We start from the raw sequence: 14,975 nt of genomic DNA, 5'->3' as shown, positions 1-14,975 counted from the left end.
GAAGCGGTATATCGTAGATTTACAAAAAAAAGGCGGTTTTCCGTAAAAGTATAGAATCTTAACAAAGAGTAATATACAAGATATCATGAGGCAAAAACTATAGGAGGTAATTGTGGCACGCACGATCCCGCTAGAGAAAGTACGCAACATCGGTATTGCGGCGCATATAGATGCGGGCAAAACAACAACAACAGAGAGAATATTGTTTTACTCTGGGATAATTCATAAGATTGGCGAAGTTCATGAAGGAACTGCCGTCACCGACTGGATGGAGCAGGAGCGGGAGCGGGGAATTACCATTACTGCCGCTGCTATCAGTACCAGTTGGAATGATCATCAAATTAACATTATCGATACTCCGGGTCACGTAGACTTCACGATTGAAGTTGAGCGTTCCATGCGCGTGTTGGATGGTGTAATCGCAGTATTTTGTTCTGTGGGCGGCGTGCAACCGCAGTCTGAGACAGTGTGGCGGCAAGCAGACCGCTACAAAGTTCCTCGGATCGCCTTCATCAACAAGATGGATCGTACTGGAGCGAACTTCTATAAAGTTCACGAGCAGATGCGCGATCGCCTGCGGGCGAATGCGATTGCCATTCAATTACCAATTGGTAGTGAAACCGAATTCCAAGGGATCATCGACCTAGTACGGCAACGTGCGTATATTTACGCCAATGACCAAGGAACCGATATCCAGGAAACGGATATCCCCACAGAATTACAAGCGCAGGTAGATGAATACCGCGTCAAGCTAGTGGAAGCAGTGGCAGAAACTGATGACACTCTGATGGCTAAGTACTTCGAGGGCGAAGAACTGACAGCAGAGGAAATCGCTGTTGCCCTGCGTAAAGGCACAATTGCTGGCACAATCGTACCAGTACTTTGTGGCTCGGCATTTAAAAACAAAGGCGTGCAGTTGATGCTGGATGCCGTTGTAGATTACCTGCCAGCGCCAAGTGAAGTGCCGCCAATTCAAGGACTACTGGCAAATGGCGATACTGTTGAGCGGCGGGCTGATGACAAGGAACCCCTAGCGGCTCTGGCATTCAAGATTATGGCTGACCCTTACGGTCGCCTGACATTTGTTCGCGTTTATTCTGGTGTACTGAAAAAGGGTAGCTACGTCCTTAACGCTAGTAAAAATAAAAAAGAACGGATTTCCCGCCTAGTTCTGATGAAGGCAGATGACCGACAAGATGTCGATGAACTGCGAGCGGGTGATTTGGGAGCAGCACTGGGATTGAAAGACACCTTGACAGGTGACACGATCTGTGATGAAGGATCGCCAGTAATTCTGGAATCCCTATTCATTCCTGAGCCTGTAATCTCGGTGGCGGTTGAACCCAAAACCAAGAACGACATGGATAAACTATCCAAGGCTCTGCAATCTCTCTCAGAAGAAGACCCCACCTTCCGTGTCCACGTCGATCCGGAAACCAACCAAACCGTGATCGCAGGGATGGGAGAGCTACACTTAGAAATTCTAGTAGACCGGATGTTACGAGAATTCAAGGTGGAAGCGAATGTTGGGGCGCCGCAAGTAGCTTACCGGGAAACGATTCGGAAAGCTGTGAACAAAATTGAGGGCAAATTCATCCGCCAAAGTGGTGGTAAAGGTCAATACGGTCACGTTGTGATCGATTTGGAGCCTGGACAACCCGGTACTGGTTTTGAATTCGTCTCCAAAATTGTCGGCGGTACAGTACCTAAAGAGTATATCGGCCCAGCAGAACAAGGAATGAAAGAAAGCTGCGAATCCGGTGTTCTAGCTGGATATCCGTTGATTGACGTCAAAGCGACGCTAATAGATGGGTCATATCACGATGTAGACTCTTCAGAAATGGCTTTCAAAATCGCTGGTTCAATGGCGATGAAAGAGGCTGTGCTGAAAGCTGCACCCGTCCTCTTAGAGCCTATGATGAAAGTTGAGGTGGAAGTTCCCGAAGACTATATCGGGAATGTCATTGGCGACCTGATTGCCCGACGGGGACAGATTGAAAATCAAAGCACTGAACAGGGACTCGCTAAGGTGACATCCCAAGTCCCACTGGCGACCATGTTTGGTTACGCTACTGATATCCGGTCGAAGACCCAAGGTCGGGGCATCTTCTCAATGGAGTTTAGCCGCTACGAAGAAGTACCTCGCAACGTGGCTGAGGCAATCATTGCTAAAGGCAAAGGGAACGCTTAAGTTAAAATAAGGAAATGAGCATTCATGGCACGCGCAAAGTTTGAAAGGAATAAACCCCACATCAATATCGGTACCATTGGCCACGTTGACCACGGTAAAACCACGTTAACAGCAGCCATCACCCTGACCTTGGCGGCTCTTGGTCAAGCTATAGCTAAAGGCTACGATCAAATTGATAACGCGCCAGAAGAAAAGGCACGGGGTATTACCATCAATACCGCTCACGTTGAGTATGAAACCGAAAATCGGCACTATGCTCACGTAGACTGTCCAGGACACGCTGACTATGTGAAGAACATGATCACTGGCGCTGCCCAGATGGATGGTGGCATTCTGGTAGTAGCTGCTACCGATGGCCCCATGCCCCAAACCCGCGAACACATCCTACTGGCAAAACAGGTAGGCGTTCCCAGTCTGGTTGTCTTCTTGAACAAAGAAGATTTGATGGATGACCCAGAACTCTTAGAACTAGTAGAATTAGAACTTCGAGAACTTCTTAGCAGCTATGATTTCCCTGGTGATGATATCCCCATTATCAAAGGCTCTGGTCTGCAAGCTCTTGAAGCAATGACCAAGAATCCTAAGACCAAAAGAGGTGAAAATCCTTGGGTAGACAAAATCTACGAATTGATGGATGCTGTAGATTCTTTCATCCCCACTCCTGAGCGGGATGTTGATAAGCCCTTCCTGATGGCTGTAGAAGACGTATTCTCAATCACAGGTCGTGGTACTGTTGCCACTGGTCGGATTGAGCGGGGTGTAGTCAAAGTTGGCGATAACGTTGAACTAGTGGGTATTAGAAATACTCGCGCCACTACCGTCACTGGTATTGAAATGTTCAAGAAGAGTCTTGACCAGGGTATGGCTGGGGACAACGCTGGCGTACTCCTGCGGGGTATCCAGAAGGCTGATATTGAACGGGGCATGGTAATCGCCAAACCGGGTTCGATTACACCTCACACTCAATTTGAAGGTGAAGTATACGTCTTAACGGAAAAAGAAGGTGGTCGTAAGACTCCATTTTTCTCCGGCTACCGCCCTCAGTTCTACGTGCGGACAACTGATGTAACTGGTACCATCAAAGCCTTCACCTCTGATGATGGCAGTGAAGCCGAAATGGTGATGCCAGGTGATCGCATCAAAATGACAGTAGAATTGATCAACGCGATCGCTATTGAACAAGGAATGCGCTTCGCTATCCGCGAAGGTGGTCGCACCATCGGTGCTGGTGTCGTCTCTAAAATTCTCAAGTAGCACCTTTTTGCTCATAACAAAGGAGTAGGGATGGTATAATGCCTCTCTGCTCCTTTCTCTTCCCTCTATAAATAAGGTAATAGGTTACAGGAGACAGGTGATAGTTTTCTGTAACCTATAACTTGTAACCTTTACTTTGTAACTACTCCCCTAATTACGCAGAACCTGGACAATTAAAGATGGCAACTCTACAGCAGCAGAAGATTAGAATTCGCTTACAGGCTTTTGACCGACGCCTATTAGATACATCTTGCGAGAAGATTGTAGACACCGCTAACCGCACCAACGCTACAGCCATAGGCCCAATTCCTTTACCAACAAAACGCCGAATCTATTGTGTGCTGCGATCGCCTCACGTAGATAAAGATTCACGGGAACACTTTGAAACCCGTACTCATCGCCGGATTATTGATATTTACCAGCCCTCTTCTAAGACTATTGATGCTCTAATGAAATTGGATCTACCATCAGGTGTAGATATCGAAGTTAAACTTTGATTAGTCATTAGTACTCAGGCAAAGGACAAAGCGCAAAGTCGAGCCAGTCCGTTGGTGGGGTTCCCCCACTTAAAGGAACTGGCGTTGAGCGGAGGTTTCCAACGCTCTCTACGAGACGCTGCGCGAACGCGGACTCGTTGACGTAGCCTCTCGTAGAGAAGAGGCTGCGCTATCCGTTGGCGCAGCCTGCCGTACTCCTAGGTCGAAGCAAGCTACGCGTATCGTCTCTTAGAGAAGGCATCAGAACTTTGTAAGAGAGGCCATAGGACAAATGACAAATGACATTAGTATGAATATTTAGATAGCCCTGAAGAAATATATCTCAGGGCTTTTATTTAGCTACGAAACAAATGATAGAATGTAGACAAAGTACGGGAAAAGCAGAGAAAAACAAATTTTAAAGATTTAAGTTTATACCAAGGTAACAATGACATCATCTTCTAAAATTGCAGTTCGCGAACTACCGCTGTTCCTGTTACCCGAAGTAGTTCTGTTTCCTACCAGGCCATTGCCTCTGCACATCTTTGAATTTCGCTATCGAATCATGATGAACACGATTTTGGAGAGCGATCGTAGATTCGGTGTTTTGATGGTCGATCCTGTTAAAGGTACAATTGCAAACACTGGTTGCTGTGCGGAAATCGTTCATCACCAGCGGCTGCCAGATGATCGAATCAAGATGTTGACTTTAGGGCAGCAAAGATTTCGTGTATTAGAGTATGTTCGTGAAAAGCCATACCGCGTTGGTTTAGTTGAATGGATTGAAGACCAACCACCGACTAAAGATTTGCGACCTTTGTCTTCTGAGGTAGAACAACTACTGCGAGATGTTGTACGTCTATCAGCTAAATTAACCGAACAAAATATCGAACTGCCAGAAGATTTGCCTGACCTACCAACAGAACTATCTTATTGGGTAGCCAGTAATCTTTACGGTGTCGCCGCAGAGCAGCAATTATTGTTAGAAATGCAAGATACTGCAACTCGTCTAGAGCGAGAAGCAGAAATTTTAACTTCTACTCGCAATCATTTGGCGGCTCGCGCTGTTCTCAAAGACACGTTTAATCAAAAGTGATGAGTGAGGAGTTAAGAAGAAATAACAAAAAATAAAAGATTGACAACTTATAATTTCTAGTCATTAATTGATAATTGATAACTGATAACTCCTAACTTCTTAAGTGAGGGTGCTGATGGGCAAAACATTGTAAGCACCAAGAATTTTTAAAATTTCTGTGTGGATAGTTAATTCTGCTAAAGCAGATTGCATTTGTGCTTCCTTAGCATCTGCTTCTAAATCCATGAAAAACAAGTATTCGCCTAGCGACCGCTTCGTCGGACGAGATTCAATCCGGCTGAGATTAATTCCTAACTGAGCAAATATTTGCAAAGGTTTGACCAATGCTCCGGGTGTGTTGGCAGGCATACTAAAAGCCAGCGATGTGTGACTGGCATTTGTTGTTGATGTCTGGTATCTAGCGTCCGCCTCACCCTGACTTACTACCCAAAAACGAGTAAAGTTTTCTGGATAGTCATTGATGTTACTGGCAAGTATGGGCAGGTTGTAGAGTTGAGCTGCTCTACTAGAAGCGATCGCTGCCGTTGTTGTGTCTTGATCCAATCCCTGTAGCGCTTCGGTTGTGGAATTGCTGGGAATAATCTGTACAGTCGGAAGAAACCGCTCTAACCATCCCTGGCATTGTCCCAAAGCATTCGGGTAAGAGTAAACAGTTTTAATCCTATCTAAGCTAGACGCGCAAGAAATTAACATATGAGCAATGGGTAATACCAAAGCCAACTGAATTTGCAAACTGTCCAACTGCCATAGTGTATCCAGTGTTGTAGTCACACTCCCTTCAATAGAATTTTCCACTGGCACAACAGCCAAGTGAGCTTGACCATCAGCAACGGCGTGCAGTGATTGAGAGATGGTGGGATAAGAGCTTAATATAGCTTCAATTTCCGTACTTTTACTCAACCAGTTGACATAAAAAACAGCTGCTTGTTCTGTGTAAGTGCCGGGAGGCCCTAAATATGCAATCAATATAGTCATGTGTTTATAAATATATCTGTTCAATTTATAGATTATATAGTGAGTAAACCCAGCCTTTCTTTATTGACCGAGATATTCAATTATGTATTAGTTTTTTAGGTAGTGTAATTATACAGTTTATACCTGTACAACAGTGTGGATGGTTGACTAGGTAGAGCAAATGTACTAGCTTAATTTCAGTCGTTGTTTTAGTGAGAAATTAAGATTATGAAGTTCTCCTACACAATTCTTTATGTAAAGGATGTTGCCCAATCGGTCGCTTTTTATGAAAAGGCGTTTGGACTCAAACAGCAGTTTATTCACGAGAGCAAACAATACGCCGAGATGCAAACGGGTGGAACAACTCTCGCTTTCGCCTCAAATGAATTTGCAAAATCTAACCTCCCGCAAGGATTCCAAGAAAACAGTCTGTTAAATCTACCTGCTGGTATTGAGGTTGGTTTTGTAACAGACGATATAGCAGCAGCTTTGTCGCGTGCCATAGAAGCTGGTGCTGTGGTTGTTGTAGATGCCAAAGTTAAGCCTTGGGGACAAACAGTGGCTTATGTCCGTGATTTGGATGGAATTCTTGTTGAAATTGCTAGTCCAATGTAATCTAAATTAAAAAAAATAAACATAATAAATTAATTAATAATAGAAGTATCAAACAATTACTTCCTTCTATTCATGGCTACCAAGTTTACTGCCTCCCAATCAGTGGAAATTGCTGTTCCAGAGCAGCCTATTCCTATTCAGCACTACTTGCGTCAGCCTCAACGTCTGGTTAAGGCTTTGGTTGACAATAGCCGGATTCAGCAGCTTTCTGAGGAGGTATTTCGCTTGAAAATGCGTCCGCTGACTTTTATGTCACTGAGTATTCAACCTACTGTAGACATGAGAGTCTGGGCAGAATCAAATGGAATAATTTATTTGCGATCGCTAGGCTGTGAAATCCTGGGTTTCGAGTATATTAACCAGCGCTTTGCTCTCAATTTAAAAGGGTATTTGTCTCCCAAAGAGTTTAGCACTGGCACTTGTCTTGAAGGAAGAGCTGATTTAGAAGTGCTGGTGGATTTACCTTTGCCATTTTCATTCACTCCTAAGCCGATTTTAGAAGCTACTGGCAATGGTTTGCTCAAAAGCGTGCTGTTGTCGGTCAAGCAACGGTTATTAAATCAACTTTTGGCGGATTATCGCTATTGGGTGATATCACAAACTAAAGATAGAGGACTTGACGGTGACAGTATTGAATTGCCAATCCTGAATGCTGAGTAATTATTTAATCACTCAACACTTATACGTTTGATTTGGCAAGGACGAAAAGACTGACGATGCAAAGGCGAGGGCCCGTATTGTTGCAAAGCAAGCTTATGCCGCTGGCTACCATAACCCTTGTTACACTCCAGGTTATACATAGGGTATTTTAATGCTAGACGCAATACCAGGTCATCACGCCAAACCTTAGCGACAATACTAGCAGAGGCAATAACCAGCGATCGCTCGTCCCCTTTGACTATTGTTTGTTGCGGCAGTAGCAAGTCTTTGATTGACTGATTGCCATCAACCAAGCAGAGTGTAGGCTGTACCTTTAACTTCAGCACAGCCCGCTTCATTGCTAACAACGTTGCTTGCAAAATATTTATCTTGTCAATTTCAGCAGTAGAAGCAAACCCAATTTTCCAATCTAAAGCCAGCCCACAAATTTGCTGCGCTAGCTGAGTTCTACGAGAGCTAGACAACTTTTTACTGTCTTTAATTTTAGCTGCCATCAGTATTGGCAAAGCATGATCTGGTAGGATCACTGCTGCCGCCACCACAGGGCCAAATAGAGCACCTCGCCCTACTTCATCCACACCTGCAACCAACCCTGGAATCCCTGACAAGGTAGAAAACTCCAGCCAACTGGATTTTTCCAAGGGTGCTGGCGACGTTTCTACCATAAGGCAAATTAATTATCCTCGATCGCTGAGGAACGACGGCGACGGCGACGGCTGGCAGTGGCGGCGCTGTTCGCATCACTTTCATCTGCGATCTCGTTGGCGGCTGAGGCTTTCGCAGACAAGCGCCCGGAAGGGTTCGCAGTCAGATGCGATGGTTCAGTTGTCTCTTCTATCAAAGATTTTTGTTCTGGCTCAATAACTTTTGGTGTCGCTATCTTGCTTGCGCTTATTTCAGATGTTGCTTTTTGGGCAATAGTTGATTCTGAGGTTGATTCAGTTGGGGTCATTGGCAGTTGACCAGGCTGAATCACATTAATAATCACAGACTTGGTATTTTTAACCTCTTGCTCTAACTTTACCAAGGGAGATATTCCCATCAAGGCAAACATATCCTGTTCCTGGAGGCTCATTTCTACAGTTCTAATCTCCGGTGGTTCTACCACTGGTTTAACTGGTTCTGCCTTGATAACTTTAGTGCGCTCTACTCTTTCACTCCAACCTGGCTTACCAAGGGTTGGTGAGGGGAGCTCTGGTGTAATTCCTAGTTCTGGTTCCACATCAAGGTCTAAGTCTGGCTCGTTAACAAAAGCTAGTGGATTGGCAACAACTCGAACTTCATCTTTCCCGTTTAACCCATTGATGCCAATTCGACTGCGGCGAGTGCGGGTACGACGCTTATTATCATTAAGTTCTTGATAACTAGGATGATTGATCAGATTTAGGTTACTCAATTCCAAGTCACTATCAAATGCTTCCCCAAATCCATCATAGGTTTCTCGTGGTTCCGGGATGCGGGCAGATGGCTGACGTGGTTCTCGGTGAGGCAGGGATACAAAACGCTCACGCTCTGGTGTCTCTGCTGGTATTGGCAATCGGTTTTCGATTTCTCCAGGTAGACGCACGGTATGTCCTAAACCACCACAGGTGGGGCAAGTTTCACCAAACAATTCGTAAATGTTTTGACCCTGACGCTTGCGGGTCAGTTCTACTAAACCCAGTTCGGTGAGTTGGGCAATCTGGGGACGAGCTTTGTCTGCTTTGAGTGCTTTATTAAAGTGTTCGAGAACTTGCAATTGGTCACGTCGCGATTCCATATCAATAAAATCAACAACGATCACTCCGGCGATATTCCGCAGACGCAACTGGCGAGCAATTTCTGTTGCAGCTTCGCAGTTTGTCCACAAAACTGTTTCTCTAGCTGTTGCCGATCGCGTGAAGGAACCTGAGTTAACATCAATTACGGTTAATGCCTCCGTCGGCTCGATGATGATGTAGCCTCCAGAAGGTAGGTCTACTCTCGGTTTTAGGGCTTCTCGAATCGCGGCACTGATGCGGAAGTACTCTAAAATTGGAGAGCGATCGCGATGATGGTCTATTAACAATCCCTGCGGTGTTTGACCTCCACTCCAATTCTGCAAGTACTGCTTCACGCGCTTCAAACCAGTACTGGAATCCACGACAATCCGATTTACATCCGCGCCGTACATATCCCGCAATACGCGCTGGATAAAGTCATCGTCCCGGTTGAGCAGTGCTGGAGCACGGGTGGAATGCGCTTCCTGCTGAATAGCCTCCCATTGCTTTTGCAGAATCTCCAAATCTTCCATAATCGCTTCTTCTGGTTTGCCTTCGGCTTCGGTACGCACAAGCAAACCCATTCCCGCCGGTTTGACCAAAATCGCCAGCGCCCGCAAGCGATTGCGCTCACTTTCACTTTTAATCCGTCGGGATAAATTTACACCCCTACCATAGGGCATCAGTACTACATAGCGTCCGGGTAAGGTTATATTACCCGTAAGCCTGGGCCCTTTTGTCCCCGTTGGCTCTTTCATTACTTGCACCAAAACTTTCTGCTGTGGTGCTAGTAGTTCTGTAATTGCCGCTGCGGTACGTTTTAGCTTCAATGGCCCTAAGTCGGTGACGTGAATAAAACCGTTGCGCTCTGGGTCACCAATATTGACAAAAGCTGCATCTATCCCAGGCAATACGTTTTCTACTACTCCTAAGTAGATATCACCTATTTGGTGATGACCCGTAGCAACAACGAGTTCCTGTATTTGATCTTCAGAAAAAACCGCAGCAATTTGGTGCTGCTCCGCGATGATAATTTGTTTTGGCATTCAATTTCCTCAAAAACTGGCAGCACCAATAGGTCTGGAGGTTTGTGTTTTCCTTTGTTGTTCCTACAACCCTTAAAAGGCGCTACTGCTAATAAAAATCGCAAACCTGAGCTTCTAAGTTAAATAGCTATTGGTGCTCTTAAGAGCGTTTCCACGGCTGATTATTCCAGAACGGCTGCATATTGTTTAAGCAATTAAATCAACCGTCAGTGGTTGATTCGTGATGCAATACTCTCAATCAAGAGAGTTCTGAGTTGAAAGTTCTCAATCCTGAGTGAGCATTTTAACTCAGGACGCTTTCTTTGAGAGTAACCTACTGAAGTCGTTAACAAAAAGAAACTATTTCTATTTTCCATTCCCCGGATTTATCCTTAGGGTTATACTCAGCAACGCCAGTTGCTACCCTACCTTGAGCCGCTCTAGCCTTAGGTAAGCCGCGTTTTTTGCGTCTCGTGAACGTCTACAAGTTGGCTAACCGAGGGCAGTTGCTACCCTTCTCCTGAGGGAGACGCTACGCGTAGCTTGCTTAAGAGCAGGGGTACGGGAACGCCAAAGGCGAACAACTCTAGAAGAGTAATGCACTAGCTCTTGGGCATTACTGTGGATTAGACATTCAGCAGTTGTTTAAAAAGCATGGATTTAGAGAAGCTAACCGAGCCTGCTGTTAGTTACTGATTCACAAGGTAGCTATAGAGAGAGTGCGTTCTTTAATCTGCCTTTTGTTTATCTGGGATAAAATCTTAGAAGTTGCACTCTAATATGTATGCTTTCGCACCCTAAATATCAGGGTAGTGAACCAGCTAATTCAATGCAGCGCCAGAAAATTTCTCTTCATCCCATTCTAACGCAACCTTGCTAAAAATCAATTCCTACGATATGCCATGTTAGGACAACTACTAACAAGCTGCCCTACAGGGATTATACCCCTAAAATTAGCCGATTGCGGTGGATATGCAGGAGTTGAAATTCTACACTAGCCACTGCCTCTAGCATATACAGGATTTGTTCTGGACGCAACAGCAAACCGTCCTGGCGATAGCTACCTAGATAACGGATCACAGATGATATAGATTCTGCAATGCTTTTGTGGGTTTCTACTAATTCCAGTTCAAATAAGCGATCGCGCAGATTTATTAACTGGCTCTTGCCTGACTTAGTTGTTTGGTCATACCAAAGCTCCTCTTTCGCCTTGATTGTATCAATCCAGTCTTGCCATTGTATAGGTGTTGCTTCTTTAAGTACTGCTACATTAATCAAATACTCTGCGGACTCCAGCAGTTGGGTCGCTGCCTTAGCTTTTAGATCTATCTGCTCTACATTATATATAGGTATGTCTGTGGGCATTTCACGAGCCAACTGTTCTCGAAAAGTATCAACTGCCATTGGCACAGTTAACTCAAAATCCGCAATTTCACCGCTGCTAGTAGCCCCTAAAGCCAAAGCAGTTGCTAGAGAAATTCGCGGCATTGGATGAAACCCACCAGTGAAAGCGATCGGCAAGCCTGCTCGCCGCACAACTCGGTCAAACAAACGGATTAAATCCAGATGGCTCATCAAAGCCATATTACCCTGTTTCCCAAACCAAACTCGCAGTCTTTGTGCCTTAGTTGTGTTAGGGACAAACTCCCCAGCGAATTTTGGGATGCATGGTGGTTCAATCACGACGTTATGCCCAAAGTCGGTGCCACAGACACCACAGTGAGAACAACCTTCAAAAGAGCAGTCAGGTACAATTGCGGCTTCTAGGGCGCGTTGCAAGTCTTCTTTGAGCCACTTTTTGTCAATTCCGGTATCAATATGATCCCAAGGGAGGGGAATATCGAAGGAGTGGGGAGTAGAGACGCGATTAATCGCGTCTGTGCTGGGGAGAGACGCGATTAATCGCGTCTGTACAGGAGTTAGGAATTGGGTATTTTCCGCATCTGCCAATCTCTTCTGCTCTTGTATATGAAACAAATTCCATTCGCCATTTTCTATTTGGCGGTATTTCCAATCTAAATCGGCTTGGGCGATCGCAGACCCCCAAGCACTAAAAGCCTGATCTAAATTTTCATACCAGGAATCCATACCTGCACCCAATTCCCAGGCACGGCGCACTACCTTACCCAAACTGCGATCGCCTCGTCCAACAAAATCTTCCATTGCCGAAATGCGGACATCGGTAAAATTTACCTTCACTCCCTTTATCCGGCGGAATTCTTGCCGCAGCAGGTTTTGTTTACGCTTAAATTCAGCTGTAGAAACTGAGTGCCACTGGAATGGTGTATGGGGCTTGGGCGTAAAGTTAGAAATTGTCAGGTTAAAGTTTAGGGGTTTTCTGCCCTTGCCCCGACATTCTTGCTGTAGCCAGCTTACTGTTTCCGCAATACCCAAAACGTCAGCATCCGTCTCACCTGGCAAGCCAATCATAAAATACAACTTTATTTTATCCCAGCCTTGCTCCCAAGCGGTTTTCACCCCCCGCAATAATTCTTCATTTGTCAAACCCTTATTTACGATATCTCGCATCCGCTGAGTTCCAGCTTCTGGAGCAAAAGTCAGTCCACCTTGCCGCGTACCTCCAAGGATGTTGGCAATATTTTCATCAAATCTGTCTACACGTTGGCTTGGTAGAGTCAGAGAAATGTTTTCATTTTTTAAGCGATTTTTGATTTCCATCCCCACTGCTGGTAAGGACAAATAATCAGAACAACTCAGAGATAGTAGGGAAAACTCATTGTAACCAGTGGCCCGCATACCTTGTTCAATCGCTTCTACCACCTTATCCGGTTTTACATCCCGTGCTGGTCGAGTCAGCATTCCTGGTTGACAGAAGCGACAGCCACGAGTGCAACCCCGCCGAATCTCAATGGTCAAGCGGTCATGCACCGTTTCTACGTAGGGAACTAACCCAATGGAATATGCTGGTATGGGAGTTGCAACCCTTCGCAGAATTCGTTTTGGCACGTCTGAGCGACGAGGATGAACTGAGCCATCCTCTGCCATGTCGTAAAACTGAGGAACATATACTCCTGGTATCTGTGCCAAATCTAGTAACAGATGTTCCCTACTTAAGAGTGCTTGTTTGCCTTCTTCCAACACCAAACCAATTTCTGGCAGCAGTTCTTCTCCATCTCCAAGGGCGATAAAGTCGAAGAAGTCGGCATAAGGCTCAGGATTCGATGTCGCTGTTTGCCCACCAGCAAAAATCAACGGAAACTGGGACTGGGTATCGGTAAATTCTCCCCTGCCCCCCTGCCCCCCTGCCCCTCTGCTCCCCTGCCTCTCTCGCCACGTCAAGGGAATTCCAGCCAAATCCAACATTTCTAGAATATTAGTTGCACCCAGTTCGTAACTGAGGCTAAAGCCTAAAATGTCGAATTCTGTGAGCGATCGCTTTGATTCTACCGCAAACAATGGCGTATTAGTTTCGCGTAGTTTGGCTGCCAGGTCTTGTCCTGGTAAGTAGGCGCGATCGCACAATTGACGCGGTTGGGCATTCAAGATGTTATAGAGGATGATGTGCCCTAAATTGGATGCACCGACTTCATATACTTCTGGGTAGGTTAAGACCCAGCGTATTGCTGCCGTATTCCAAGGTTTGTGTACAGCTAAACGCTCGTTACCCAGGTAACGCGCGGGTTTTAAAATATCCGATGTTATTAATTTTTCAACTGCAACAGCCACTATGCTATATTCTAGCTACCTTAAATTACAGCTACTCAACCCCAACCTTAGCATTGAATTAGGTCTTCTAACATAGTTTCTCGTTGCAACTTACAACTCCTTTACATAAAGTCCACTTCTTACCCAAACTTTGTGCTTTTACATAAAGTTATGTTGCAGTCAACTCGGCCTCATCCTTCAATATTTCAAACACTCGATCAAGTTGTGTTAGTTCAAAAATAATTCTAATTGACGGAGCAACAGCGCAAAGTCGGAAACCCCGTTCTAAACTAAGAGCCAGCTTGTGTGTAGATAACAATGCCATTAACCCCGCGCTATCTAACGATTCTACTCCTGCTAGGTCTACTACCAAGATGGAAATACCATTTTGTGCCAATGCTGTGGTCATATCTCGTTCAAATTCCAAGGCGTTTGCAGCATTCAAACAGCCTTGGGGGCGAATAACTGCAATCTTGGGATAATTAAGCACTGCTTGCATAGTTACATCCTATTGAGAATTGTTGAAGCGTCAAGCTAAGGGATATTTGAACATAAACTCTTTTTTATTGCATCGACCATATGTCTTAAGTCTCTTTGCTAAATCTTTATTGCTTTAGTATCTCTGTTTGAAGATTGTCATAATTCCAGTTGAAAATGTGTTTATGTATACTTTTTTTTTATTCCAATTCAAAAACAATCAACATAGACAGCCCTAGAACAGACAAATCATCAGTAACTATGCTGAGAGAACTTGCTTAGTCTATAACTAAAGCTTAATTTACCTAAGTCTTAACGGTAAGTTAAATCTTCCACTTTAGCGTTGCTGATGGCATACAACAGAGTCATTGCGAATTATCTATTTAACTAACTTAATAGTGATATAGATCACTATTAAGTTAGTATTTGGCTCACTCTTTATACCTAGATATATCTGGGATAATTTAGTATGATATACACTTGGGTTATTACTTATGAGAACTCAGTACGCTATTCGTAAATTGGTAGAAAAAGCTCTTGACATTAAAAAACTAACTCCTGAGATAGAAAATGAAATCAATTCAGAACTGACGGAATTGGGTTACATTTCTGACGTTGATTACGAAGCCCTAGAATTATTAATGGCAGAGATGGATGCTGGTAGAATTCAGTTGGTTCCTAGTTTAGGATATTCCTAATTGCTTAGGCATAGAGGTTTGTTGTTTATATCAAGTGAATTTGATTAAGACTGAAGCAATAAAACTTTAAAATAGGTAAAACAAGTTTTAGTAAAGGCAGAGCTTCTAGATTGACCCTAGCAAT

The 14,975-nt window shown here is 44.6% G+C and carries 12 protein-coding genes; 7 read left to right on the top strand and 5 right to left on the bottom strand.

What is annotated here, in order from left to right:
* The first annotated feature begins 112 nt into the window (after window positions 1–112).
* From fusA to V7L29_RS23380, 4 genes are all read left to right on the top strand, one after another.
* Window positions 113–2,191 carry an elongation factor G gene (gene fusA, locus V7L29_RS23395; RefSeq protein ID WP_334693318.1) on the top strand — a complete coding sequence of 693 codons (2,079 nt, stop codon included), beginning with the start codon at window positions 113–115 and terminating at the stop codon, window positions 2,189–2,191.
* A gap of 24 nt (window positions 2,192–2,215) precedes the next feature.
* Window positions 2,216–3,445, top strand: coding sequence for an elongation factor Tu (gene tuf, locus V7L29_RS23390; RefSeq protein ID WP_334693319.1), 1,230 nt, complete (start codon window positions 2,216–2,218; stop codon window positions 3,443–3,445).
* Window positions 3,446–3,624: 179 nt separating this feature from the next.
* On the top strand, window positions 3,625–3,942 hold the full coding sequence (rpsJ, locus tag V7L29_RS23385) for a 30S ribosomal protein S10 (protein ID WP_008232935.1): 318 nt from the start codon (window positions 3,625–3,627) through the stop codon (window positions 3,940–3,942).
* A 427-nt stretch (window positions 3,943–4,369) separates the two neighbouring features.
* Complete coding sequence (locus tag V7L29_RS23380) at window positions 4,370–5,017, top strand: LON peptidase substrate-binding domain-containing protein (protein WP_334736952.1); 648 nt, start codon at window positions 4,370–4,372, stop codon at window positions 5,015–5,017.
* A gap of 99 nt (window positions 5,018–5,116) precedes the next feature.
* On the opposite strand, the gene pheA is transcribed toward V7L29_RS23380, so the two are convergent.
* Window positions 5,117–5,992 carry a prephenate dehydratase gene (gene pheA / locus V7L29_RS23375; RefSeq protein WP_334736951.1) on the bottom strand — a complete coding sequence of 292 codons (876 nt, stop codon included), beginning with the start codon at window positions 5,990–5,992 and terminating at the stop codon, window positions 5,117–5,119.
* 207 nt (window positions 5,993–6,199) lie between these two features.
* Here pheA and V7L29_RS23370 point away from each other — a divergent pair, with 207 nt between their 5' ends.
* Together V7L29_RS23370 and V7L29_RS23365 are read left to right on the top strand one after the other, a co-directional pair.
* On the top strand, window positions 6,200–6,586 hold the full coding sequence (locus tag V7L29_RS23370; protein WP_334736950.1) for a VOC family protein: 387 nt from the start codon (window positions 6,200–6,202) through the stop codon (window positions 6,584–6,586).
* 72 nt (window positions 6,587–6,658) lie between these two features.
* Complete coding sequence (locus V7L29_RS23365) at window positions 6,659–7,246, top strand: DUF1997 domain-containing protein (RefSeq protein WP_334693323.1); 588 nt, start codon at window positions 6,659–6,661, stop codon at window positions 7,244–7,246.
* Window positions 7,247–7,254: 8 nt separating this feature from the next.
* Here the strand turns inward: V7L29_RS23365 and V7L29_RS23360 are convergent, their stop codons facing one another.
* From V7L29_RS23360 to V7L29_RS23345, 4 genes are all read right to left on the bottom strand, one after another.
* Entirely contained in the window at window positions 7,255–7,911 is a 657-nt protein-coding gene (locus V7L29_RS23360; RefSeq protein WP_334693324.1) for a ribonuclease HII, read from the bottom strand.
* Window positions 7,912–7,919: 8 nt separating this feature from the next.
* The gene (locus V7L29_RS23355) at window positions 7,920–10,031 is read right to left on the bottom strand and encodes an Rne/Rng family ribonuclease (protein WP_334736949.1); all 2,112 of its coding nucleotides are present in this window, start codon (window positions 10,029–10,031) and stop codon (window positions 7,920–7,922) included.
* A gap of 918 nt (window positions 10,032–10,949) precedes the next feature.
* The gene (locus tag V7L29_RS23350; protein WP_334736948.1) at window positions 10,950–13,697 is read right to left on the bottom strand and encodes a TIGR03960 family B12-binding radical SAM protein; all 2,748 of its coding nucleotides are present in this window, start codon (window positions 13,695–13,697) and stop codon (window positions 10,950–10,952) included.
* A 148-nt stretch (window positions 13,698–13,845) separates the two neighbouring features.
* Complete coding sequence (locus tag V7L29_RS23345) at window positions 13,846–14,175, bottom strand: STAS domain-containing protein (RefSeq protein ID WP_334693327.1); 330 nt, start codon at window positions 14,173–14,175, stop codon at window positions 13,846–13,848.
* A 472-nt stretch (window positions 14,176–14,647) separates the two neighbouring features.
* Between V7L29_RS23345 and V7L29_RS23340 the strand changes: the two genes are divergently transcribed.
* Entirely contained in the window at window positions 14,648–14,851 is a 204-nt protein-coding gene (locus V7L29_RS23340; RefSeq protein ID WP_334736947.1) for a hypothetical protein, read from the top strand.
* Window positions 14,852–14,975: the final 124 nt, after the last annotated feature.

The organism is Nostoc sp., from assembly GCF_036916575.1.
GTDB lineage: Bacteria > Cyanobacteriota > Cyanobacteriia > Cyanobacteriales > Nostocaceae > Nostoc.
This window is presented reverse-complemented; position numbering and strand designations above follow the sequence as displayed.

Excerpts from the sequence above, each read along its gene's own strand:
- pheA (WP_334736951.1), bottom strand. The coding sequence starts at position 5,992 with ATGACTATATTGATTGCATATTTAGGGCCTCCCGGCACTTACACAGAA.
- V7L29_RS23355 (WP_334736949.1), bottom strand. The coding sequence starts at position 10,031 with ATGCCAAAACAAATTATCATCGCGGAGCAGCACCAAATTGCTGCGGTT.
- V7L29_RS23345 (WP_334693327.1), bottom strand. The coding sequence starts at position 14,175 with ATGCAAGCAGTGCTTAATTATCCCAAGATTGCAGTTATTCGCCCCCAA.
- V7L29_RS23380 (WP_334736952.1), top strand. The coding sequence starts at position 4,370 with ATGACATCATCTTCTAAAATTGCAGTTCGCGAACTACCGCTGTTCCTG.
- V7L29_RS23365 (WP_334693323.1), top strand. The coding sequence starts at position 6,659 with ATGGCTACCAAGTTTACTGCCTCCCAATCAGTGGAAATTGCTGTTCCA.
- V7L29_RS23340 (WP_334736947.1), top strand. The coding sequence starts at position 14,648 with ATGAGAACTCAGTACGCTATTCGTAAATTGGTAGAAAAAGCTCTTGAC.
- V7L29_RS23370 (WP_334736950.1), top strand. The coding sequence starts at position 6,200 with ATGAAGTTCTCCTACACAATTCTTTATGTAAAGGATGTTGCCCAATCG.
- V7L29_RS23360 (WP_334693324.1), bottom strand. The coding sequence starts at position 7,911 with ATGGTAGAAACGTCGCCAGCACCCTTGGAAAAATCCAGTTGGCTGGAG.
- rpsJ (WP_008232935.1), top strand. The coding sequence starts at position 3,625 with ATGGCAACTCTACAGCAGCAGAAGATTAGAATTCGCTTACAGGCTTTT.
- tuf (WP_334693319.1), top strand. The coding sequence starts at position 2,216 with ATGGCACGCGCAAAGTTTGAAAGGAATAAACCCCACATCAATATCGGT.